At 64.7% G+C, this 22,385-nt stretch carries 21 protein-coding genes and 1 riboswitch; of the genes, 20 read left to right on the forward strand and 1 reads right to left on the reverse strand.

All coding sequences use genetic code 11. The annotated features are described in order from the left end of the window. The first annotated feature begins 26 nt into the window (after nt 1-26). The 10 genes from rpe (at nt 27) to hisF (ending at nt 7,634) form a co-directional block, all read left to right on the forward strand. Nucleotides 27-689 (forward strand): ribulose-phosphate 3-epimerase, encoded by a 663-nt coding sequence (gene rpe / locus QRN52_RS07205; RefSeq protein WP_284752056.1) that lies wholly within the window; start codon nt 27-29, stop codon nt 687-689. A 79-nt stretch (nt 690-768) separates the two neighbouring features. Beyond that, nucleotides 769-923: riboswitch (FMN riboswitch) on the forward strand. 84 nt (nt 924-1,007) lie between these two features. Then, nucleotides 1,008-1,706, forward strand: a complete 699-nt coding sequence (gene pnuC / locus QRN52_RS07210) for a nicotinamide riboside transporter PnuC (protein WP_284752057.1) — start codon at nt 1,008-1,010, stop codon at nt 1,704-1,706. Then, nucleotides 1,703-2,854 (forward strand): bifunctional diaminohydroxyphosphoribosylaminopyrimidine deaminase/5-amino-6-(5-phosphoribosylamino)uracil reductase RibD, encoded by a 1,152-nt coding sequence (gene ribD, locus QRN52_RS07215; RefSeq protein ID WP_284752058.1) that lies wholly within the window; start codon nt 1,703-1,705, stop codon nt 2,852-2,854. Before pnuC ends, ribD begins: the two co-directional genes overlap by 4 nt. Continuing rightward, nucleotides 2,854-3,492, forward strand: a complete 639-nt coding sequence (locus tag QRN52_RS07220) for a riboflavin synthase (protein WP_284752059.1) — start codon at nt 2,854-2,856, stop codon at nt 3,490-3,492. Before ribD ends, QRN52_RS07220 begins: the two co-directional genes overlap by 1 nt. A gap of 71 nt (nt 3,493-3,563) precedes the next feature. Continuing rightward, entirely contained in the window at nt 3,564-4,184 is a 621-nt protein-coding gene (gene ribB / locus QRN52_RS07225) for a 3,4-dihydroxy-2-butanone-4-phosphate synthase (protein ID WP_502869700.1), read from the forward strand. Then, nucleotides 4,181-4,876, forward strand: a complete 696-nt coding sequence (gene ribA, locus QRN52_RS07230) for a GTP cyclohydrolase II (RefSeq protein WP_284752061.1) — start codon at nt 4,181-4,183, stop codon at nt 4,874-4,876. Before ribB ends, ribA begins: the two co-directional genes overlap by 4 nt. Before the next feature lie 52 nt (nt 4,877-4,928). Then, nucleotides 4,929-5,414 (forward strand): 6,7-dimethyl-8-ribityllumazine synthase, encoded by a 486-nt coding sequence (gene ribH / locus QRN52_RS07235; RefSeq protein ID WP_284752062.1) that lies wholly within the window; start codon nt 4,929-4,931, stop codon nt 5,412-5,414. A gap of 138 nt (nt 5,415-5,552) precedes the next feature. Continuing rightward, nucleotides 5,553-5,816, forward strand: coding sequence for a phosphoribosyl-ATP diphosphatase (locus tag QRN52_RS07240; protein WP_078105460.1), 264 nt, complete (start codon nt 5,553-5,555; stop codon nt 5,814-5,816). 156 nt (nt 5,817-5,972) lie between these two features. Continuing rightward, nucleotides 5,973-6,833 carry an ATP phosphoribosyltransferase gene (hisG, locus tag QRN52_RS07245; protein ID WP_284752063.1) on the forward strand — a complete coding sequence of 287 codons (861 nt, stop codon included), beginning with the start codon at nt 5,973-5,975 and terminating at the stop codon, nt 6,831-6,833. A gap of 24 nt (nt 6,834-6,857) precedes the next feature. After that, nucleotides 6,858-7,634: an imidazole glycerol phosphate synthase subunit HisF gene (gene hisF, locus QRN52_RS07250; protein WP_078105458.1), complete on the forward strand. Its 777-nt coding sequence runs from the start codon at nt 6,858-6,860 to the stop codon at nt 7,632-7,634. A gap of 234 nt (nt 7,635-7,868) precedes the next feature. Here hisF and QRN52_RS07255 read toward each other — a convergent pair whose 3' ends face one another. Next, on the reverse strand, nt 7,869-8,513 hold the full coding sequence (locus QRN52_RS07255; protein WP_269993474.1) for a TIGR03085 family metal-binding protein: 645 nt from the start codon (nt 8,511-8,513) through the stop codon (nt 7,869-7,871). Between the two features lie 89 nt (nt 8,514-8,602). On the opposite strand from QRN52_RS07255, the gene hisI reads away from it, so the two are divergent. The 10 genes from hisI to QRN52_RS07305 all read left to right on the forward strand — a co-directional run bounded on the left by hisI (nt 8,603) and on the right by QRN52_RS07305 (nt 22,344). Then, nucleotides 8,603-9,031 carry a phosphoribosyl-AMP cyclohydrolase gene (hisI, locus tag QRN52_RS07260; RefSeq protein WP_284752064.1) on the forward strand — a complete coding sequence of 143 codons (429 nt, stop codon included), beginning with the start codon at nt 8,603-8,605 and terminating at the stop codon, nt 9,029-9,031. A 57-nt stretch (nt 9,032-9,088) separates the two neighbouring features. Further along, nucleotides 9,089-10,669: an anthranilate synthase component I gene (locus tag QRN52_RS07265; protein WP_284752065.1), complete on the forward strand. Its 1,581-nt coding sequence runs from the start codon at nt 9,089-9,091 to the stop codon at nt 10,667-10,669. Further along, entirely contained in the window at nt 10,666-11,271 is a 606-nt protein-coding gene (locus QRN52_RS07270; protein WP_284752066.1) for a Trp biosynthesis-associated membrane protein, read from the forward strand. The genes QRN52_RS07265 and QRN52_RS07270 overlap by 4 nt, the downstream gene beginning before the upstream one ends. Nucleotides 11,272-11,360: 89 nt before the next feature. Further along, entirely contained in the window at nt 11,361-11,633 is a 273-nt protein-coding gene (locus QRN52_RS07275) for an HGxxPAAW family protein (RefSeq protein WP_284752067.1), read from the forward strand. A 2-nt stretch (nt 11,634-11,635) separates the two neighbouring features. After that, a complete protein-coding gene (gene trpC, locus QRN52_RS07280; RefSeq protein ID WP_269993479.1) occupies nt 11,636-12,454 on the forward strand; it encodes an indole-3-glycerol phosphate synthase TrpC in 819 nt (272 codons plus the stop codon). Nucleotides 12,455-12,565: 111 nt separating this feature from the next. Next, complete coding sequence (gene trpB / locus QRN52_RS07285) at nt 12,566-13,948, forward strand: tryptophan synthase subunit beta (protein ID WP_284752068.1); 1,383 nt, start codon at nt 12,566-12,568, stop codon at nt 13,946-13,948. Beyond that, nucleotides 13,948-14,778, forward strand: coding sequence for a tryptophan synthase subunit alpha (gene trpA, locus QRN52_RS07290; RefSeq protein WP_284752069.1), 831 nt, complete (start codon nt 13,948-13,950; stop codon nt 14,776-14,778). The genes trpB and trpA overlap by 1 nt, the downstream gene beginning before the upstream one ends. A gap of 19 nt (nt 14,779-14,797) precedes the next feature. Then, nucleotides 14,798-16,018 carry a prolipoprotein diacylglyceryl transferase gene (lgt, locus tag QRN52_RS07295; protein ID WP_284752070.1) on the forward strand — a complete coding sequence of 407 codons (1,221 nt, stop codon included), beginning with the start codon at nt 14,798-14,800 and terminating at the stop codon, nt 16,016-16,018. Nucleotides 16,019-16,280: 262 nt separating this feature from the next. Further along, nucleotides 16,281-20,894, forward strand: coding sequence for a glutamate synthase large subunit (gene gltB / locus QRN52_RS07300; RefSeq protein ID WP_284752071.1), 4,614 nt, complete (start codon nt 16,281-16,283; stop codon nt 20,892-20,894). Continuing rightward, a complete protein-coding gene (locus QRN52_RS07305) occupies nt 20,887-22,344 on the forward strand; it encodes a glutamate synthase subunit beta (protein WP_284752072.1) in 1,458 nt (485 codons plus the stop codon). Before gltB ends, QRN52_RS07305 begins: the two co-directional genes overlap by 8 nt. The last annotated feature ends 41 nt before the right edge of the window (nt 22,345-22,385 follow it).

Below are 22,385 nucleotides of genomic sequence, written 5' to 3' on the forward strand. Positions count from 1 at the left end.
CCGCCACCAACACTGAGGGAACTGCCTTGACTGAGTGCTGTATCAACCCGAGCATCCTGTCCGCGGACTTCGTGAACCTGGAAGCCGAGCTGAAGAGAATCAGCAACGCCGATGCAGTCCACGTCGATGTCATGGACAATCATTTTGTCCCGAACCTGACGCTCGGGCTGCCGGTCGTGGAGCGGATCCAGGCTGTGAGCCCGGTCCCGCTCGACGCCCACCTGATGATCGCCGACGCCGACCGCTGGGCGCCGGCCTACGCCGACGCCGGCGTGGCTTCCGTGACCTTCCATGCCGAAGCGGCGATGGCTCCCATCAAGCTCGCCCGTGAGCTCCGGGCCCGCGGTTCGAAGGCAGGGATGGCCCTTCGTCCGGCCACGCCGGTGGAACCATACCTGGACATGCTCAGCGAACTGGACATGCTCCTCATCATGACTGTGGAACCGGGCTTCGGCGGGCAATCCTTCCTGGACGTCACGCTGCCCAAGATCCGTCGGGCGCGTGCCGCGATCGACGGATCCGGTATCGGCGTCGCAATCCAGGTTGACGGCGGCGTGACGGAGGAGACCATTGTCCGGGCAGCCGAAGCCGGCGCAAATGTGTTCGTTGCCGGCTCCGCCGTATACGGCCATGAGGACCCTGCTGCCGCTATTGAGCGGCTGCGCGCTGCCGGCCTCGCGGCAATGTGACAAGAATGACGCAATTGCCTACATATTGCTCCGGGAATACATCGGCCATTGCCCCAGTTGTGTCAGAATAGCAACACACATACGTGCTCCGGGGTCGGTGTAATTCCGAACCGGCGGTTATAGTCCGCGACCCGCGAGCCATCGCGTTTCCTTCACCGGAATCACGACGGCGGACGGTTGAACTGGTGGAATTCCAGTACCGACAGTTAAAGTCTGGATGGGAGAAGCACGTACAGTCATGCTTGGGCGCTCCGTGCGCCCGGCATCGCGCTGTCGTACACCCCCGGAGCCATCGCGGCACTCGAGGGAAGGAACGACATGGACTTTCTGCGATGGCTCTTCGAAGCACAGATTCCCGTAGGCGGATCTGTGCTTGTTCTTCGCGAAGTGCTAGGCAATATTTTCGGGCTCGCCAGCGCCCTGGGCGGCATGCGCCGCAAAGTCTGGGCATGGCCCGTCGGGATCGCAGGCAACCTGCTCCTGTTGACGGTCTTCCTTGGCAACGTCTTCGGTGCCGCCTCGCCTGCAACCCTTTGGGGCCAGGCCGGACGCCAGATCATGTTCATCAGCGTCGCCGTCTACGGCTGGTACCGCTGGCGCCAGGGCCTCCAAGCAGGGACCCACGGCCGCGCCATTGTGCCCGGCTGGGCAAGCCCCAGAGTACGGATCGGAATGGTGGCCGCCATGATTGCGGGAACCGCCGCCCTGACTCCCGTCTTCGATTCCATGGGTTCCTACCCGCCCGTGTGGGCAGACGCCTGGACCTTCATGGGCTCACTCCTGGCGACGTATGGGATGGCACGCGGCTGGACAGAATTCTGGTTGATCTGGGTTGCCGTCGACATCGTGGGAGTCCCGCTGCTTTTCAGCGCAGGCTACTTTGCCAGCGCCTTCATGTACCTCTTTTACGGATTCTTCACGCTCGCCGGATTCTTCGTCTGGTGGCGCGCAGACCGACGTGAAAGCCGGCCGCTCAGGCCAACTGCCGAGCCGGAACCTGCAGGAGCCCTCTCATGAGCGACGCCATTAACCCGGATTTCTCGGACGCTGAGTCGGCGGCCATGGAGACTGCCCTGCACGTGGCCCTCCGGGGACACCGTGGCGCCAATCCCTTGGTGGGAGCGGTTGTGCTCGGGCCCAACGGAGAGCAGCTCATCACCGGCTACCACCGCGGCGCCGGCACGCCACACGCAGAGGCGGATGCGATCGCGAAGGCGAAGGCAAAGGGCTTGGACCTCGCAGGGACAACCATGGTGGTGACCCTGGAGCCTTGCAACCACATAGGGCGCACGGGACCGTGCACCAAGGCGATCATCGACGCTGGCATATCCCGCGTGGTTTATGCCGTCGATGATCCCCACGATCCGGCCGCGGGAGGTGCCGGCACACTCCGTGCTGCCGGTGTGGACGTGCGGTCCGGGCTGGCCGCCGCCGAGGCCTTGAAGCTGAACCGCGAGTGGTTCAATGCCGTGGAGGCGAGGCGCCCGTTCGTCACGCTTCATATTGCCCAGACCCTGGACAGCAGGATCGCGGCGACCGACGGGACCAGCCAATGGATCTCCAGTCCGGAATCGCTGGCCGACAACCACGGACTGCGCCGCTTGATAGACGCCATTCTGGTGGGTACCGAAACCGTCCTGGTGGACAACCCGCGGCTGACGGCGCGGGAAGAGAACGGCGATGAATCGCAAAGCCAGCCACTCCGGGCCGTCATGGGGCTGCGGGAGGTCCCAGCGGATGCGGCGGTGCGGGGGACTGACGGCAAGTTCATCCACCTGCCAACCCGCGAGCCTTCCGAGGCTTTGGATTTGTTGTTCGCCGAAGGCGTCCGGCACGTCATGGTGGAAGGCGGCTCCCGCATCCTGAGCGCCTTCCTTGCCGCGGGTCTTGTGGATGAATTGATCGTCTATCTTGCGCCCACCCTGTTGGGTGCCGGTACACCTGCCCTGACGGATCTTGGCATCTCCACGCTCGCCGAGGCCCAGCACTGGAACTGGGACGACGCCGGCGGCGGTGCAGTCCATGCACTGGGCCGCGACCTCCGCCTGCATTTGAGGTCCGGACCATCGGACGGAAACAAACCGGCTTGGACAAAGTCACACGCCGAACACCATGAACCATTTCCGGGCAAGGACGCCTCGGATACCACCACAGGAGGACACTGATGTTTACCGGAATCGTTGCCGAACAAGGCACGGTCCTGTCCGTCGAGCACGACGGCGAGGCCAGCGCCACGCTGCGCCTCATGGCCCCCAGCACCACTGAGGGGCTTGGCTTGGGGGGCTCCATCGCCGTCAACGGCGTGTGCCTCACCGCAACGGACATCGACGGCCGAGAGTTCAGCGTTGACGTCATGGGCGAAACCCTCGTCCGGACCACCATCGGCGAACTGAGCGCGGGTGACACCGTGAACCTCGAGCGTTGCGTCCAGGCGGGCGGCCGCTTGGACGGCCACGTCGTGCAGGGCCACGTCGACGGCGTCGGGCAGCTTCTGGAGCGCGAGTCGCTGGGCAACTGGGACCGCCTCCGCTTCGGCGTGCCGGCCCCGCTGGCACGGTACATCGCCGAAAAGGGCTCGATCGCCGTCGACGGCGTTTCACTCACCGTCACCGCCGTCAGCCCGGCCGAAGAAGAGAACCCCTGGTTTGAAGTGGGGCTCATTCCCACCACGCTGGACGAAACCGGGCTCGGCGCCAAGGCCACGGGCGGGCGTGTCAACCTTGAGGTGGATGTTCTCGCGAAATATACCGAGCGACTGTTGTCCTTCCGCGCTCCAGCGACTTCCGGCGGGGCTGCCCAGTGAGCGCCGCACATAACGGCAGTACCACGGTGGTACGCCAGGGGCTGGACCCCGTTGAGAACGCTGTGCAGGCCATGGCAGCCGGCCGTCCCGTGATTGTTGTAGACAATGAAGACCGCGAAAACGAAGGCGACATCATCTTCGCCGCCGAACACGCGACGCCTGCCCTCATGGGCTGGACCATCCGCTACAGCTCGGGCGTCATTTGCGTTCCCCTCGAAGGGTCGCGGGCCGATGCCCTGGCGCTCCCGCCCATGGTCCTGGTCAATGAAGATGCCAAAGGCACTGCCTACACGGTGTCCTGTGATGCCGCGTTGGGCGTAAGCACCGGTATTTCCGCCACGGACAGGGCCCTGACGGCCCGGATTCTGGCTGATTCGAGCAGCACGCCGTCCTCGATCACCCGGCCCGGGCATATTTTTCCGCTCCGGGCCGTTAAGGGGGGAGTGCGTGAACGTCCGGGACACACGGAAGCGGCAGTTGATCTCTGCCGGCTTGCGGGGCTCGCCCCGGTGGGCGTGATCGCCGAGTTGGTACATGACGATGGTGAAATGATGCGCCTGGACAGCCTCCGGGAGTTCGCGGCCGAGCATGGATGTCCTCTGATTTCGATCGAGGATCTCGTGGCTTATGTTGCAGCGTCGGAGGCTGGGCGCCAGGTTGCAATTCCGGCAGGAAACGAGGAGCAGCGATGACCACAGCGACAACGCACGACGGCGGCACGGCCGCGCGCGCAGTGCATCCCGTGAGCGGCGGCCCGATTGTCCAGCTACCCACCGCCTTCGGTGAGTTCGTGGCACAGGCGTGGACCGACCTTGCGACCGGCGCGGAGCACCTGGCGGTGAGTTCGCCCAAGGCGCCGCTCGCAGGCAAGGCCCCGCTGGTGCGCCTGCACTCGGAGTGCCTCACGGGGGACGTTTTCGGTTCGTACCGCTGCGATTGCGGCGAACAGCTGGCCTACGCCCTTGAGCTGATCCGTGAAGAGGGCGGTACCCTGCTCTACCTGCGCGGACAGGAAGGCCGCGGCATCGGCCTGGCAAACAAGATCAAGGCCTACGCACTGCAAGAGGCCGGATTCGACACGGTCGAGGCCAACGAGCAACTCGGGCTGCCGGTGGATGCCCGCTGCTACAAGGCGGCTGCCCAGATCCTTGCCGAAATGGGCCTTCACGAAATCCGCCTCCTGAGCAACAACCCGGACAAGCAGAACCGGCTCGCCGCGGCTGGCGTGAAGGTTGTCGAGATGGTGCCCACCGAGGTTCCGTCCCGTGAAGAAAACCTTCGGTACCTTCAGACCAAGAAGGACCGCATGGACCACCGGCTGACCCTCGGTGACACCGAACCGGCCGGTACCCATGCCGGCACTTTCGACCTCGAACAAGACTGAACTGCACCATGTCGACTGAACTGCACCAACAAGAACGGATTACCACACACCCATGAGCGGACACGGCGCCCCCACCATCGACCTCACCACCCTCAACCCGGAGGAAACCCACCAGCTGAAACTCGCCATCGTGGCTGCCAGCTGGCACACCCAGATCATGGATGGGCTCCTCGACGGAGCGCTCCGTGCCGCGAAGGAAGCCGGAATCGCCGAGCCCACCGTGCTGCGCGTCCCGGGATCCTTTGAGCTTCCCGTCGCGGCGGCCAGGCTCGCGCCCCATTTCGACGCCGTCGTCGCCCTCGGCGTCGTCATCCGCGGAGGCACGCCGCACTTTGAGTACGTGTGCCAGGCGGCGACGTCGGGACTCACTGAAGTCAGCGTCCGCACAGGCGTGCCGGTGGGCTTCGGCGTGCTCACGTGCGACACCGAGCAGCAGGGCCTGGACCGCGCCGGACTGGAAGGCTCTTCCGAGGACAAAGGCCACGAAGCCGTGACCGCCGCGCTCGCCACGGCACTGACTCTCAAGCAATACACCTAGCCCTCAAGCAGTACACCTAGCAAATAGACGAAATGGGATGTGGGCGGGCCCGCGCACCTTGTGCGTTCGCTCACATCCCTTCCGTCATGCAATGACCCGACAGGCGGTCACCGGCCCCGAGCAAGTAGGCTGTAGGGCGTGAAGAATTTCGAGACGCTGTTCGCAGAACTGAGCGAAAAGGCAGCGACCCGTCCGGCAGGCTCCCGCACCGTCGCCGAATTGGACTCCGGAATCCACGGCATCGGCAAGAAAGTCGTGGAGGAAGCCGCCGAAGTCTGGATGGCTGCAGAGTATGAATCCGATGAAGCCGCGGCAGAGGAAATCTCCCAGTTGCTCTACCACCTGCAGGTCCTGATGCTCGCCAAGGGTCTGGGCCTGGAAGACGTTTACAAGCATCTCTAGCCACGTCCGCTGCGCCCGGACCTGAAGAGGTCTTGGCGCTGCCCCAGCGTGGCCCCCGCGCTCACTGCACGTTCCCTCCGAGAAAAGTCGCCTCTGGGAACAGCGCCGTGAGCACAATGCCTGAAACAATTACCTTCCACCCCAAGAAAGTCCCAAATGCTGCGAGTAGCCGTCCCCAACAAGGGATCTTTGTCCGAAGCCGCCTCCGCGATGTTGTCCGAGGCGGGATACCGCCAGCGCCGCGATACCCGCGAACTGGTCATGGTCGATCCCGACAACGACATTGAGTTCTTCTTCCTCCGCCCCCGCGACATCGCCGTGTATGTCGGCCAGGGAACGCTCGACGTCGGCATCACCGGCCGCGACCTCCTGCTGGATGCGCAGGTCGAAGCGGAAGAGCTGCTTCCCCTCGGCTTCGCCGCGTCCACCTTCCGTTTCGCCGGCCCCGTCGGCGACTTCTCCGGCGTCGAGCAGCTTGAAGGCAAGCGCCTCGCCACGAGCTACGACGGCCTCCTGCGCGATTACCTCGCCGAGCGCGGCGTCAAAGCCAAGGTGGTCCGCCTCGACGGCGCCGTTGAGTCTTCCGTGCGTCTCGGCGTCGCCGACGCGATCGCCGACGTCGTCGAAACCGGCAACACACTCAAGGCTGCCGGAATGGAGATCTTCGGCGAGCCCATCCTAAAGTCCGAAGCCGTCCTGATCCGCCGCACCGGCGAGGGTGGTGCCGCAAACGGCACCGCGAAGGAGATCGAAGTCCTGATCCGCCGCCTGCAGGGCGTGCTCGTGGCCCGTCAGTACGTCCTCATGGACTACGACATCCGCAAGGACCTCGTGGAAGAAGCCGCCACCCTCACCCCGGGCCTCGAATCGCCCACGGTGTCGCCGCTCCGAGACTCGGACTGGGTTGCCGTCCGCTCCATGGTTCCGAAAAAGGAAACCAACCGGATCATGGACGAGCTGTACGACCTCGGCGCCCGCGCCATCCTGGTCAGCAGCATCCACGCCTGCCGGATCTGACACGAGACAATTCCAGGAGTAGCTATGGCTGTAGCAGTACGGGTCATCCCTTGCCTAGATGTCGACGCCGGCCGTGTGGTGAAGGGCATCAACTTCGAGGGTCTTCGCGACGCCGGAGACCCCGTCGAGCTGGCTCATCGCTACGACAACGCCGGGGCGGACGAACTCACGTTCCTCGACGTCACGGCGTCCTCCGGCAACCGGGAAACCACGTTCGACGTCGTTCGCCGCACCGCCGAGGAAGTCTTCATCCCGTTGACCGTCGGCGGTGGCGTCCGCGGCGTGGCCGAAGTGGACAAGCTCCTGCGTTTCGGCGCGGACAAGGCCTCCATCAACACGGCCGCCGTCGCACGCCCGGACGTCATCGACGAGATCACCCGGCACTTCGGATCTCAGGTACTGGTCCTGTCGGTTGACGCGCGGCGGACCAGGCCCGGCTCGGAGCCCACGGCTTCCGGCTTCGAGGTGACCACCCACGGTGGACGCCAGGGCACCGGCATCGACGCCATTGCCTGGGCCAAGGAAGCCGCGGACCGCGGTGTGGGGGAGATCCTCCTGAATTCCATCGACGCCGACGGCACCAAGGACGGTTTCGACCTCGAACTCATCCGCCTGGTCCGTGCGGCTGTCCACATCCCGATCATCGCTTCCGGCGGCGCTGGAAAGCCGGCGCATTTCCCGCCCGCGGTGGAGGCAGGTGCCGATGCCGTGTTGGCGGCTTCGGTGTTCCACTTCGGTCCGGACGACATGATCGCCCAGGTCAAGGCAGCGATCCGCGAAGCAGGCTTCCTGGTCCGCTAACGGGCCCAACCCCGTCCGACCCAACTAACTTGCAGTTGTTGTCGTTTTGAGCCCTCATAACGACAACAACTGCGTGGGCCCACACCGCCAGGGTTCCCTGGCCGAGGGGCCACACCGGCGAGGGCCCCGGCCTGAGCTTGCGAAGGCTGGGAGCCGGTGGGGACTTGCGAGGCGAGGGCGGCGGTGGGGACTAGTTGGGTTAACGGGAGGCGTTGGGGTTGACGCGGGGGAAGCTTAGAGGCCGACTTCGGCTGACTGGAGAAGCGCGACGGCGTCCGGCTGGCCCTCGAAGGTAACCAGCGCGTGATGCGTGCGGCCGTGGGCGTGCATCAGGAGTTCACCGGGCTCACCCACAATGGCGACGGATACGGGAGCGCGCTTGGCAACATGGCGGGGTCCGGTGGGGCGCACCAACACGATCCCGAGATCCACGCCGCGGTAGAGAATGGCAGCGCGCTTGATCAATTCATCCCACAAGGCGTCCGAGTATTCCTCGTCCAGGGCTCGTGGAGCCCAACGGTCTCCCGCCCGGCGGATGTCTTCCGTGTGCACGAAATATTCAATGAGGTTGGAGGACTCGTCGAGGGCCTTGATCTTCAGGGGAGACAAGGCGGGCGGCCCTGAACGGAAGGTATTCACCAGCTCGGCGTAATCTTCCGTGGTCTTGAGCTTGGAGGCCAGTTTGGCCGTGGCTTTGTCCGAGGCCCGGGCGAGGCTCTTGACGAGCAAACCGATACCAACAGCCGCTTTGCGCTCCCGCAAGTACAAGTGCGCCGCGAGGTCCCTAGTCAGCCACCCTTCGCAGAGCGTGGGGGAGTCAGGTCCGGCCGCCAGGAGTGTTTCGGCCAGTACTTCGCGGGAGGGATCGACGAAATGCATCACTTGTGAAACTAGCACGAGACGCGCTCTGTTGCGCAGTGGAACCGCCGCTGAATTTCGGCTCCACGCGAGGCACTAGACTTGATCTGATGTCTGAGCAGTCAACACCCCCAGCCACGCCCGCTGCCGCTTTCGCCGCGGAAGCCGCCGTCGTGCCCGTAAGTCCGCTCCCGCACGAGTTGGCCGCCGCGCTGAAGCGCGATTCCGCCGGCCTGGTGGCAGCGATCATCCAGCAATTCGACACCGACGAAGTACTGATGCTCGGCTGGATGGACGACGAGGCGTTGCACCGCACCCTGACCACCGGACGCGTGACGTTCTTCTCCCGCTCCCGCCAGGAATACTGGCGCAAGGGAGACACTTCCGGGCACGTCCAATTCGTGAAATCGGTCGCCCTGGACTGCGACGGCGATGCCCTCCTGGTCCGCGTCGACCAAGTAGGCGCCGCCTGCCACACCGGTACACGCACATGCTTCGATGACCGGAGCCTCGCCGCCGTGACAGGCGCGCGGGACTAGCCCACCCCACCCCATCCACTGAGGCAAGCACACAAGAAGAGGCGGAGAACACAAACCATGCAGGACCTTGGAATCATCAGCCCGGGCCTGGAGGAGTTCCGCGAACTCGCCGCACACAGCCGGGTCATCCCGGTCCGGCTCAGGGTACTGGCCGACGCCGAAACTCCCATCGGGCTCTACCGCAAGCTGGCCCAAGGCCAGCCCGGCACCTTCCTCCTGGAATCGGCAGCCGTCGGCGGAGCATGGTCACGCTATTCCTTCATTGGCTCCCGTTCGCGTGCCACCCTGACCAGCAAGGACGGCCAGGCCCATTGGATCGGCGAGCCTCCCGTTGGCGTGCCGGTAGACGGCAGCCCCGTCGACGCCGTCCGCGACACCATTGCGGCCCTGCAAACCGACCGCTTCCCGGACCTTCCTCCCTTCACCTCCGGCCTTGTAGGCTTCCTCGGATGGGAAACCGTCCGGCACTGGGAGAAGCTGACCAGCCCCCCGGAGGATGATCTCCACCTGCCGGAACTCGCCCTGAACCTCGTGACGGACATGGCTGTCCACGACAACATGGACGGCACCGTCCTATTGATTGCCAACGCCATCAATTTCGACAACAGTTCCGAACGCGTCGACGAAGCCTGGCACGACGCCGTCGCCCGGGTGAAGCGACTGCTGGATCAGATCAGCACGCCCGTGAAGCAGCCCGTATCGGTGTTGCAGTCTGAAGCACTCGACTTCGCGTCCAGTGTCCAGGAGCGCTGGAACGAGCAGGAGTACCTAGACGCGATCGATCGCGGCAAGGAAGCGATCGTCGACGGCGAGGTCTTCCAGGTGGTCATTTCGCGGCGCTTCGAAATGGAGTGTGCGGCGGACCCGCTGGATGTCTACCGCGTGCTGCGCAACACGAACCCGAGCCCGTACATGTACCTCTTCAGCCTCGAAGACCCCGACGGCCGCGAATACACGATTGTCGGTTCCTCTCCCGAGGCCCTCGTGACGGTCACGGGCAATGAGGTCATCACCCACCCGATTGCCGGATCGCGGCCGCGCGGCAAGACCGTTGAAGCCGACAAGGCGCTGGCCACCGAGTTGCTCGCGGACCAGAAGGAACGCGCCGAGCACCTCATGCTCGTGGATTTGTCCCGCAACGACCTCTCCAAGGTCTGCGTGGCAGGAACCGTGGACGTCACGCAGTTCATGGAGGTGGAACGCTTCAGCCACATCATGCACCTCGTGTCCACAGTGGTTGGAGAGTTGGCGCCCGGGGCGAAGGCATACGACGTGCTCAAGGCGACCTTCCCCGCAGGCACGCTGTCCGGTGCCCCCAAGCCGCGCGCGCTGCGCCTCCTGGACGAACTCGAGCCGCACCGGCGTGGCATCTACGGCGGTGTGGTGGGTTACCTGGACTTCGCAGGAGATATGGACATGGCGATCGCCATCCGTTCGGCACTGTTGCGTGAGGGCCGGGCCTACGTCCAGGCCGGCGGCGGCATCGTGGCCGATTCCCATAAACCTTCCGAAGCGCTCGAGACTGTCAACAAGGCGGCCGCCCCCTTGCGTGCCGTGCACACCGCAGGATCGCTTCACAACATTTCCCCGGACGCGGTTTCCGCGGAGACGGTCGACGACGGGACCCCCACCCCGTGAGCGCTGCCCACCCCCAGACGGCCACCAGAAAGCCTCCCGTGTGGGCACGGAAGGGCAACGTTGTGCTAGCCATGGCAATTTTTGCCCTCGCCGTTTTCGGGACCACGACACAGACCTGGATCAACGTCCGGCTCGATCCCGCTGCCGCGGCGAATGCCGATCTCCACGTTCAAGGGAGCAAGGCGGCAACGGCGGTGACCGCACTCGCGCTCGTCGCCCTTGCCGGGGGACTGGCATCATCCATTGCGGGCAAGGTTTCGCGCTGGATCATCGCAACGATCATCGTGCTTGCCTCGGCAGGCATCATCATTGCCGCGGTGACGGTCCTGGCGGACCCCCTCGGTGCGGCGCAAGGAACCATTGCGGCGACCACCGGCATTTCGGGTGGTCAGGCAGCTGCGTCGTCCACCGTGTTTCCGGTACTCGCCGTCGTGGCTGCAGGCTTGCTGGCTTTGTGCGGTGCCCTGCTGCCGCTCGCGGGCCGGCACTGGAAGGCGCGCACCAAGTACGACGTCGCCAGCCGGGCGGCCCTCGCGGGTTCCGGTCCCGTCGATGAGATCGATAGCTGGGACAGCCTCTCCCGCGGAGAAGACCCCACGTAGGACCCGACTGTCCGGACGTCCGACGATGTCCCGGGTGCGGTCAATAAATGGCAGAATGTAAGCAGTATTCATCCTGAGGAGATTTTCACATGAGCAAAACCACAGTGTCCGCGAGCAAGGCCCCTGTGACCGCTGCGAGCCACAGCGACGCCATCGGCCACGGCAACAGCCCGGCCGCGTGGACCTGCGTGATTGTCATGCTGGTAGGGGCCTTGGTGTCCTCCATCGCCTTTGTTATCGCCAGCACCCCCATTTTCATCGCCGGCATCGTCGTCATGTTCGCCGGCCTGATTGCCGGCTGGGCCATGCGCAAGGCGGGCTACGGCGTCGACGGCAGCAAGCTGAAGAACGCCGGCCACTGACTGTGACCGTTCTTGATGACATCATCGTCGGCGTCAGGGAGGACATGGAGGCTCGGCGCCGCCTTGTTGGCCTTGACGAGCTGAAAGAGCGCGCTGCGGCCACAGCGCCAGCGCTGGACGCGTGGGCCGCCTTGGGCGGTCCGTCGGCCAGCCGCGACGAACTGAAGGTCATCGCGGAAATCAAGCGCCGCAGCCCCTCCAAAGGCGATCTCGCGAGCATCGTCGACCCTGCGGCACTTGCGGTGCAGTACGCCGACGGCGGCGCCTCCGTGATCAGCGTCCTCACCGAACAGCGGCGCTTCAACGGGTCCCTGGCGGACCTCGACGCGGTGCGTGCCGCCGTCGACATTCCGTTGCTGCGCAAGGACTTCACGGTTGACGAGTACCAGATCTGGGAAGCCCGTGCCCATGGCGCGGACCTGATCCTGCTGATCGTCGCGGCGCTTTCCGATGCACAGCTGCGGGAATTCAGCGCGTTGAGCCACGAGCTCGGCATGAACGTCCTGGTGGAAACCCACACTCCCGAGGAAATCGAGCGTGCGGCCGCAGCCCAGGCACGGATCATCGGAGTGAACGTCCGCAACCTCAAGACGCTCGACGTCGACCGCTCCTTGTTCGCCTCGCTCGCCGGAAGCATTCCGGCGGGGGCGGTTGTGGTGGCCGAGTCCGGCGTGCGGAACGCCGACGACGTCGCGCATTATGCCGGGAACGGTGCCCACGCAATCCTTGTGGGCGAAGCCCTTGTGAGCGACTCCACCCCGCGTGAGCGGATCAGTGAATTCAAGGCGGCCGGAGCTGCCGCCATCGCCGTCAGGACCTGAGACAGGCCTGAATCCACGGCGTGGACCGGGACAGCAGCAGACAACGCGGCTGCTTGCTGTCCTGTGGCTCCTGGAAAACCCAACTACCAACTGAACAGGACGGTGAGACTGATGGTGGACGCATCAACAGCCAACTCGGAAGAGAATGTGGCCGACGCATTCCTACAGGGCGGAGCTTCGCTCCGCAACGCCCCGGGGCCGTACTTCGGCTCATACGGCGGACGCTGGATGCCCGAGTCCCTCATTGCCGCCCTGGACGAAGTCGAGGACACGTTCGAGAAGGCCAAAGCCGATCCTGAGTTCCTTGCCCAGTTGAAGGACCTCAACAAGAACTACTCGGGCCGTCCGTCGCTGCTCACAGAAGCCAAGCGTTTCTCCCAGCACGCCGGCGGGGCGCGCATCTTCCTCAAGCGCGAAGACCTGAACCACACCGGATCCCATAAGATCAACAACGTCCTCGGCCAGGCTTTGCTCGCGAAGCGCATGGGCAAGACCCGTGTCATCGCCGAGACCGGCGCCGGCCAGCACGGAGTTGCCAGCGCCACCGCTGCAGCCTTGCTCGGCCTTGAATGCGTTGTCTACATGGGCGCAGAGGATTGCCGCCGCCAAGCACTCAACGTGGCCCGCATGCAACTCCTGGGCGCCACCGTGGTTCCCGTGACCAACGGATCACAGACGCTCAAGGACGCCATCAACGACGCCCTCCGCGACTGGGTTTCCAATGTGGACAACACCCACTACCTGCTGGGCACCGCGGCAGGGGCGCACCCGTTCCCGGCGATGGTGCGTTTCTTCCACGAGGTCATCGGGGAGGAAGCCCGCGCCCAGATCCTGGAACAGACCGGCAAACTTCCGGACGCCGTCTGTGCCTGCATCGGCGGCGGTTCCAATGCCATCGGCATCTTCCACAGCTTCCTGGATGACCCCTCCGTGAAGATCTACGGCTTTGAAGCCGGCGGCGACGGTGTCGAAACCGGACGCCATGCGGCCGCGATCACCCTCGGACGTCCCGGCGTGCTGCACGGTGCACGGTCATACCTCATGCAAGACGAAGACGGCCAGACCATCGAGTCCCACTCGATTTCCGCAGGTCTGGACTACCCGAGCGTCGGTCCGGAGCACTCCTACCTCGCGGACATCGGCCGCGTCACGTACGAGCCCATCACGGACACCGAGGCCATGGACGCGTTCCGCCTGCTCTGCCGGACCGAAGGCATCATCCCCGCCATCGAGTCCTCGCACGCCCTCGCCGGTGCCATCAAGGTGGGCAAACAGCTCACTGAAGGCAAAGAAAACCCGGCCGACACGATCATCATCGTGAACCTGTCCGGGCGCGGCGACAAGGACGTGGAAACGGCCGCGGCATGGTTCGACATGCTGGATGAAAACGGCAACGTCAAGGGCACCACCCTCTCCACGCGCAAGCCCAAGGGACCGTCCGAACGCAGCAACCTTGAGATCAGCACTGAAGAAGCAAGCGAGGACCAGAACTGATGACTGAACAGATGAGCAGCAAGTCCGCAGCCGCGATCGACCGGGCGAAGGCGCAAGGCCGGGCCGCGTTGATCGGATATCTGCCAGCAGGCTACCCGGACGTTCAGTCAAGCATCGACGCCGGCATTGCCATGGCCCGCAACGGTGCGGACCTCATTGAAATCGGCATCCCGTATTCGGACCCCGTCATGGACGGCGCTGTCATCCAGGCTGCAACCACAGAGGCAATCGCCAACGGGTTCCGCGTCGCCAGCGTCTTCGACGTGGTAGCGGGCATCACCGCAGCCACCGACGCCGCCGTGCTGGTCATGACCTACTGGAACCCCGTCATGCGCATGGGCGTCGACGAGTTCTCACGCAGGCTGGCCGAGGCCGGAGGAGCCGGACTCATCACGCCCGACCTCATTCCGGACGAGGCAGCCGAATGGTTTGCGGCATCCGACAAATACGGACTTGACCGGGTGTTCCTCGTGGCGCCCTCGTCTACGCCGGAACGTTTGGCCATGACCGTGGAGGCGAGCCGCGGCTTCGTCTACGCTGTATCCATCATGGGCGTCACGGGAGCCCGCCAGTCCGTCAGCAGCGCCGCGGAAAAAGTTGTGGCAGACACCCATGCGGCTGGCGCCGAGCGGGTGTGCGTCGGGCTCGGCGTCTCCACCGCGGACCATGTCCGCGAGATTGCGGCATACGCCGACGGCGTGATCGTCGGTACCGCCTTGGTTGCGGCCATCCGCGACGGCGGCGTTGACGCCGTCGCGCAGCTGACCAAGAACCTCAGTGCCGGCCTCGGCCGGGACACAGCGCAAGCCCACAACACAGCGCAGGCCTAGAAAAGGAAACGCGTAGACAATGCAGAGTCTCCTCCACGTCGCGGCAATGGCTCCCATGAGCATTCCGAGCCCCTCATGGTCCGGATTTGATATTCCGCTTCCGTGGGGCACTCTCCGCATCCATGCGTACGCCCTGTGCATCCTTCTGGGCATCATCGTGGGCTTGTGGCTCACCGCCGTGCGCTGGAGGCGTCGCGGCACACCCGAAGGCAGCCTGTGGGACATCGCCATCTGGGCTATTCCCTTCGGCATTGTGGGCGGCCGCCTCTACCACGTGATTTCCTCACCGGACGCGTACTTCGGCCCGGGCTTCAACGGCACCGGCGACCTCTCCCTGATCCCGCAGATCTGGCGGGGTGGCCTGGGCATCTGGGGTGCCGTGGTTCTCGGCGTTATCGGTGCGTGGCTCGGCTGCCGCCGCTCCGGCGTCAAGCTCACAGCCTTCCTCGACGCTGCAGCCCCCGGGCTCTTGCTGGCACAAGCGATCGGACGTTGGGGAAACTGGTTCAACCAGGAACTCTTCGGTGGACCCACCACGTTGCCATGGGGCCTCCAAATAGACCCCAACAGCCCCAATTTTCCGGCCGGTATGCCTAGTGACACGCTGTTCCACCCGACGTTCCTCTACGAATCCCTCTGGAACATCATCGGCGTCGTGGTCCTCCTTGTCCTGGACCGCCGCTTCCATTTCCGCCGAGGCAGACTCTTCTGGCTATACGCCATCTATTACACACTTGGTCGGGTCTGGATCGAAGCGTTGCGTATTGACGATGCCGAACAGATCAACCTCTTCGGCATCACTACACGTCTCAATGTATGGACCAGCATCTTCGTCTTCGTCGCGGCGCTCATCATTTTCATCGCACTGAGCCTGCGCGGCAGGCCCGAGCCGGACACGGCGTACCTTCCCGGCAAGGAACCCGCTGCGGTGACCGCCGAAGCGGAGGAGTCCGCCACCGATGTCTCAAGTGCCGGGGACGATGAGACGACTGCTGCCGGTGAGACGAACAGCACAATTGTGACCGGTGCGAAGGGCCATGATACGGACGGATCTGTCTCAGATACCGGTGCTCATGGTAATCTCCGGAATAACCAAAGCGATCTGGGCCATACTGCTGAGCCAACGGAAACGGCCGAGGAGTCACATGCCGGCGTCACGTCGGATTCCGGCTCCGCGTCCACCGAAACCACCGCCAGCAGCGCCCCCGGATCCGGGCCGGAAGCTGGCAGCACCAAGTAGCCAGCGCTACGGCACAGGGGAACCGGGCTACCGCCCAGAGGCCCCCGGCCACAGCGTCGTGGCACCCTTGGCAGTCGCCCGGCAGCACACAGAGGCTCCGCGGTCAAGCTTGGGTCAGGGACATGCGTAACTGTTCGTTGCGTCTTGCCCGCTGACCTACAATTTCAAGTAACTAGCGCTTTGTTATGCCCGTCACACGGCAGGCAAGGTGGGGCCAACGTTGTCCCTTCCATTCGCACGATCTCGAGGAAGGACGTCTTCAATGACCCGTCTTCATAACCCAAGCTGGTCCGAATCAGTCGAACCGCAGGGGGCCATCTCGCCCTTCAAGCGTTTCGCTGCGCTCCCGGAAGCCCAGGGACTCTACAACCCTGAGCAGGAGAAGGACGCTTGTGGCCTGGCCATTATTGCCACGCTGCGTGGTGAACCCGGCTATGACATCGTGGAAGCGGCCCTGACTGCCCTGCGCAATCTTGAGCACCGGGGCGCCGTTGGCGCCGACGAAGGCACGGGCGACGGTGCCGGGCTCCTCATGCAGGTCCCGGACGAGTTCTTCCGGGCCATCACTGAGTTCGAGCTCCCCGCACCCGGCCAGTACGTGGTTGGTACCGCCTTCCTGCCGGCTGAAACCCGCGAAGCAGAGACCGCCAAGGCCGGCATCGAGGCGCTTGCCGCCGATGAGGGCCTGACGGTTCTTGGCTGGCGTGAAGTGCCGGTCGTCGGGGACCTGGTCGGTGCCATGGCCCGAGCCTGCATGCCCTACTTCGCCCAGCCCTTCCTCGCTTCCGCCACGGGCGAAGTGCTCGACAGGAATGAACTCGACTCCCGGGCCTGGCGTGTCCGCAAGCGCGCGCAGAACAAGTTCGGCGTCTACTTCCCGTCGCTGTCCTCGCGCACCATCGTGTACAAGGGCATGTTGACAACCGCCCAGCTGGAGCCGTTCTACCCGGATCTCTCGGACAAGCGCTTCAAGACCAAGCTGGCCATCGTGCACTCGCGCTTCTCGACGAACACCTTCCCGTCGTGGCCGCTTGCCCAGCCCTTCCGCACCATCGCCCACAACGGTGAAATCAACACCGTGAAGGGCAACCGGAACTGGATGCGTGCGCGCCAGTCCCAGCTCGCGAACCCGCTGCTGGGCGATTCCCCGGAGGAGCTGTACCCCATCTGCACCCCGGGCGCATCGGACTCCGCGTCATTCGACGAGGTTGCCGAGCTGCTCTGGCTTTCCGGGCGGCCCATCACGCACTCGATCATGATGATGATCCCCGAGGCGTGGGAAAACCACGCCACGATGGATCCGGCCCGCCGCGCTTTCTACGAGTACCACTCGCTGCTCATGGAACCGTGGGACGGTCCGGCAGCAGTGTCCTTCACCGACGGCAACCTTGTTGGTGCGACCCTTGACCGCAATGGTTTGCGCCCCGGCCGTTACTGGATCACCGAGGATGGCCTGATCGTCTTCGCCTCCGAGGTCGGCGTGATAGATGTCGAGGCCGCCAAGGTGGTCAAGAAGGGCCGTGTTTCGCCGGGCAAGATGTTCCTGGTGGACACCGAAGCCGGTCGCATCATCGACGACGCCGAGGTCAAGGCCGAGGTGGCCGCGGCCAACCCGTGGGCTGAATGGGTCAAAGACAACTTGATCGACCTCAACGACCTTCCGGAGCGCGAACACGTTCTGCACACGGCTGCGTCCGTGAACATCCGCCAGCGGACTTTCGGGTACACCACCGAGGAATTGAAGATCCTCCTTGGGCCGATGGCCCGCACCGGGGCCGAACCTCTCGGCGCCATGGGCTCCGACACTCCGGTTGCCGTGCTGTCCAAGCGTCCGCGTTTGCTGTTCGACTACTTCGTGCAGTCTTTCGCCCAGGTCACCAACCCGCCCCTGGACGCGATCCGCGAAGAGCTTGTCACCTCGCTGAAGTGTGCCATCGGTCCCAATGGCAACCTTCTCGACGTCGGGCAAGTGCGCCAGCCGCAGATCTCCCTGCCGTTCCCGGTGATCAACAACGATCAACTCGCTAAGATCGCCAACATCGAGAACGCCGACGGCGACAAAGTCGCCATGAAGGTCCGCGGACTGTACCGTCCGGAGGGCGGCGAAGCGGCCCTGCGGAGCCGCCTGACCGAAATCTGCGAGCAGGTTTCCGGCGCGATCAACCGTGGTGTGCAGTACATCGTGCTGTCCGACCGCGACTCCAACGCGCAGTGGGCTCCGATCCCGTCCCTGCTGCTTGTCAGCGCGGTACACCACCACTTGCTCCGCAGCGCCAACCGCACCAAGACCGCCCTGGTGGTCGAGGCCGGCGACGTCCGCGAAACGCACCACGTGGCCGTGCTGGTGGGCTTCGGCGCTTCCGCCGTGAACCCGTACCTGGCAATGGAATCCGTGGAGCAGCTCATCAGCACTGGCGAAGTCGTTGGTGTGACTGCCGAAGACGGCGTCTACAACCTCATCAAGGGCCTCGGCAAGGGTGTCCTGAAGATCATGTCCAAGATGGGTATTTCAACGGTGGCCTCCTACACCGGTGCCCAGACTTTCGAAGCCCTGGGCCTGTCCCAGGACCTCGTGGACGAATTCTTCTCCGGCACGCACTCGCAGTTGGGTGGCGTCGGGCTGGACGTCATCGCCGCCGAGGTTTCCGCGCGCCACCAGATGGCGTACCCGGAAGGCGGCATCGAGCTGCCGCACCGTCCGTTGCTCGGTGGCGGCGAATACCAGTGGCGCCGCGATGGCGAACCCCACTTGTTCAATCCGGAGACCGTCTTCCGCCTGCAGCACGCCACGCGCGAACGCCGCTACGACATCTTCAAGTCCTACACCAAGGGAATTGACGACCAGTCCGAGAACCTCATGACCCTGCGCGGGCTCTTGAAGTTCAAGGACACCCTGCGCCCCGCAGTGCCGCTTGAGGAAGTCGAACCGGTTTCCAGCATCGTGAAGCGCTTCTCCACCGGAGCGATGAGCTATGGCTCGATCTCCAAGGAAGCCCACGAAACGCTCGCAATCGCCATGAACCGGCTGGGCGCCAAGTCCAACACCGGCGAAGGCGGCGAAGACGTGGACCGCCTGCTGGACCCGGAGCGCCGCTCCGCGATCAAGCAGATTGCCTCCGGCCGTTTCGGCGTGACCAGCCTGTACCTGACCAACGCCGAAGATATCCAGATCAAGATGGCCCAGGGCGCCAAGCCCGGTGAAGGTGGCCAGCTGATGGCGCAGAAGGTCTACCCCTGGGTAGCCCGGACCCGCCACTCAACCCCCGGCGTCGGGCTCATTTCCCCGCCTCCCCACCACGACATCTACTCGATCGAGGACCTCGCGCAGCTCATCTACGACGCCAAGCGGGCCAACCCCTCGGCGCGAGTGCACGTGAAGCTTGTGTCCGAAGTCGGGATCGGCACGGTGGCGTCCGGCGTCACCAAGGCGAAGGCCGACGTCGTGCTTGTTTCAGGGCACGACGGCGGAACCGGCGCCTCGCCGCTGAACTCGCTCAAGCATGCGGGTGTCCCGTGGGAGCTCGGCCTCGCTGAGACCCAGCAGACGCTCATGCTCAACGGGCTCCGCGACCGCGTCGTGGTCCAGGTGGACGGCCAGCTTAAGACGGGCCGCGACGTCGTCATCGCTGCGCTGCTGGGTGCCGAGGAGTACGGTTTCGCGACCGCGCCCCTCGTGGTTTCCGGCTGCATCATGATGCGCGTCTGCCACCTCGATACCTGCCCGGTCGGCGTCGCAACCCAGAACCCGGAGCTTCGTTCGCGCTTCACAGGCAAGCCCGAATTCGTGGTCAACTTCTTCGAATTCCTTGCCGAGGAAGTCCGCGAGCTGCTTGCCGAACTCGGTTTCCGCAGCCTCGAAGAAGCCATCGGCCACGCCGAGGTCCTTGACACCCGCGAAGCGGTCGACCACTGGAAGGCCGACGGACTGGACCTGGACCCGATCCTGCACGGACTCGAGTTCGACGACGACGTTCCCTTGCGGAACCTCACCGGCCAGAACCACGAGCTCGACAAGCACTTCGACCAGCGCCTCATCGGCATGGCCGCCGAGGCCTTGAGCGACCGCACGCCGGTGAAGATCGCCGTCGACGTCATCAACACGGACCGTTCCGTGGGCACCATGCTGGGGCACGTCGTGACCAAGACGTTCGGCATCGATGTCCTCGCCACCGACACTATCGACATCACGCTGAAGGGCACCGCCGGGCAGTCGCTGGGCGCCTTCCTTCCGGCGGGCATCACCCTGCGCATGTTCGGTGACTCCAACGACTACGTCGGCAAGGGCCTCTCCGGTGGACGGATCATCGTCCGGCCGGACCGCACCAACGTTTTCCAGGCGGAACGCAACGTCATCGCCGGCAACGTGATCGGTTACGGGGCTACGAGCGGCGAAATGTTCCTTCGTGGCCAGGTGGGCGAACGCTTCCTGGTGCGCAACTCGGGGGCCACCGCCGTCGTCGAAGGCATCGGTGACCATGGCTGCGAGTACATGACCGGCGGCCAGACGCTCATCATCGGCCGCACCGGACGCAACTTCGGTGCCGGCATGTCCGGTGGTACCGCGTACGTGCTGGACCTCCAGCCTGCCCGCGTGAACAAGCAGGCCTTGGATTCCGGCGAACTGCAGCTGCTTGAGCTCGACGACGAGGACCGCACCATCGTCCACGGCCTCCTGGTCAAGCATGTGGAAGAAACCGAATCCGTCCTCGCAGGCCGCTTGCTCGAAAACTTCGATGACACAGCCGCCCGCATCACCAAAGTTCTGCCGCGCGACTACGCCGCAGTCCTGCAAACCCGTCTCGACGCCATCGAAGAGGGCCTTGATCCCGATGGCGAAGAAGTATGGTCCCGAATCCTGGAGGTAACCGGTGGCTGATCCACGCGGATTTCTGAAAGTCCGGCAGCGCGAGACGCAGCCACGCCGTCCCGTTCCCGTCCGCATCATGGACTGGAAAGAAGTCTACGAAGCCCAGGACAAGGGCGTGCTCAAGAGCCAGGCCGGCCGCTGCATGGACTGCGGCGTGCCGTTCTGCCACCAAGGCTGCCCGCTGGGGAACCTCATCCCGGAGTGGAACGACCTTACCTGGCGCGGAAAGGGCGAGGAAGCGATTGAGCGCTTGCACGCGACCAACAACTTCCCGGAGTTCACGGGCCGCTTGTGTCCCGCGCCGTGTGAAGCATCCTGCGTCCTGGGCATCAACCAGCCCGCTGTGACCATCAAGCAGGTTGAAGTTTCGATCATCGACGACGCCTTCGAAAACGGCTGGGTACAACCTCTTCCGCCGACGCGTCTCTCCGGGAAGACGGTCGCCGTCGTCGGCTCCGGCCCCGCGGGGCTTGCAGTCGCACAGCAGCTGACGCGCGTCGGACACACCGTGGCCGTCTACGAGCGCGACGACAAGATCGGCGGACTGCTGCGCTATGGCATCCCCGACTTCAAGATGGAGAAGGAACAGGTCGACCGCCGCGTCGAGCAAATGAAGGCCGAGGGCACCCGCTTCCGCACGGGTGTCGCGGTCGGAAGCGACGTGACCTGGGAGCAGTTGCGCCGCCGGTACGACTCCGTGGTGATCGCCACCGGTGCTACCGTTCCGCGCGACCTTCCCATCCCGGGCCGCGAGCTTGAAGGCATCCACTTCGCCATGGACTACCTGGTGCCCGCCAACCGCGTGGTTGCCGGTGAAACCGTGGAGGGCCAGATCGATGCCAAGGGCAAGCACGTGATCATCCTCGGCGGCGGCGACACCGGCGCCGACTGCCTCGGCACGGCACACCGCCACGGCGCCGCCTCGGTCACCACCCTCGCGATCGGCAAGCAGCCGCCGCTCGAGCGCGCCTCGCACCAGCCGTGGCCGACGTTCCCCACGCTCTTCGAGGTTGCCAGCGCACACGAAGAGGGCGGCGAACGCACCTACCTCGCCTCGACCGTTGAATTTGTCGGCGAAAACGGCAAGCTCACTGGCGTCAAGGTCGCCGAGACCGAGTTCGTGGACGGCAAGCGCCTGCCGAAGGCCGGTACAGAGCGCGTGATTCCGGCCGATCTGGTCTTCCTGTCGCTCGGCTTCACGGGCGCGGAACCTGCCGGTATCACCGAACAGGTCAGCGCAGAATTCGACGGCCGCGGCAACGTGGCCCGAGATGGGTACTACATGACCAACACCGAGGGCGTTTTCGTGGCAGGCGATGCAGGCCGCGGGCAGTCCTTGATTGTCTGGGCGATCGCCGAAGGCCGCGCCTGCGCTGCCGCCGTCGACAAGTACCTCATGGGCAGCACCATTCTCCCCGCGCCGGTGGCTCCCACCGACCGGGCTATATCGGTCCTCTAAGGACCGGCGCACGACGCTTTCCCAACTCCAACTGCAGCACA

Source organism: Arthrobacter sp. efr-133-R2A-120, assembly GCF_030209835.1.
Classification (GTDB): Bacteria; Actinomycetota; Actinomycetes; order Actinomycetales; family Micrococcaceae; genus Arthrobacter.

Bases quoted from the DNA above. Each gene is read 5' to 3' on its own strand.
- pnuC (WP_284752057.1), top strand. From the start codon at position 1,008: ATGGACTTTCTGCGATGGCTCTTCGAAGCACAGATTCCCGTAGGCGGA.
- ribD (WP_284752058.1), top strand. From the start codon at position 1,703: ATGAGCGACGCCATTAACCCGGATTTCTCGGACGCTGAGTCGGCGGCC.
- QRN52_RS07220 (WP_284752059.1), top strand. From the start codon at position 2,854: ATGTTTACCGGAATCGTTGCCGAACAAGGCACGGTCCTGTCCGTCGAG.
- ribB (WP_502869700.1), top strand. From the start codon at position 3,564: ATGGCAGCCGGCCGTCCCGTGATTGTTGTAGACAATGAAGACCGCGAA.
- ribA (WP_284752061.1), top strand. From the start codon at position 4,181: ATGACCACAGCGACAACGCACGACGGCGGCACGGCCGCGCGCGCAGTG.
- ribH (WP_284752062.1), top strand. From the start codon at position 4,929: ATGAGCGGACACGGCGCCCCCACCATCGACCTCACCACCCTCAACCCG.
- hisG (WP_284752063.1), top strand. From the start codon at position 5,973: ATGCTGCGAGTAGCCGTCCCCAACAAGGGATCTTTGTCCGAAGCCGCC.
- hisF (WP_078105458.1), top strand. From the start codon at position 6,858: ATGGCTGTAGCAGTACGGGTCATCCCTTGCCTAGATGTCGACGCCGGC.
- QRN52_RS07255 (WP_269993474.1), bottom strand. From the start codon at position 8,513: ATGCATTTCGTCGATCCCTCCCGCGAAGTACTGGCCGAAACACTCCTG.
- hisI (WP_284752064.1), top strand. From the start codon at position 8,603: ATGTCTGAGCAGTCAACACCCCCAGCCACGCCCGCTGCCGCTTTCGCC.
- QRN52_RS07265 (WP_284752065.1), top strand. From the start codon at position 9,089: ATGCAGGACCTTGGAATCATCAGCCCGGGCCTGGAGGAGTTCCGCGAA.
- QRN52_RS07275 (WP_284752067.1), top strand. From the start codon at position 11,361: ATGAGCAAAACCACAGTGTCCGCGAGCAAGGCCCCTGTGACCGCTGCG.
- trpB (WP_284752068.1), top strand. From the start codon at position 12,566: ATGGTGGACGCATCAACAGCCAACTCGGAAGAGAATGTGGCCGACGCA.
- trpA (WP_284752069.1), top strand. From the start codon at position 13,948: ATGACTGAACAGATGAGCAGCAAGTCCGCAGCCGCGATCGACCGGGCG.
- lgt (WP_284752070.1), top strand. From the start codon at position 14,798: ATGCAGAGTCTCCTCCACGTCGCGGCAATGGCTCCCATGAGCATTCCG.
- gltB (WP_284752071.1), top strand. From the start codon at position 16,281: ATGACCCGTCTTCATAACCCAAGCTGGTCCGAATCAGTCGAACCGCAG.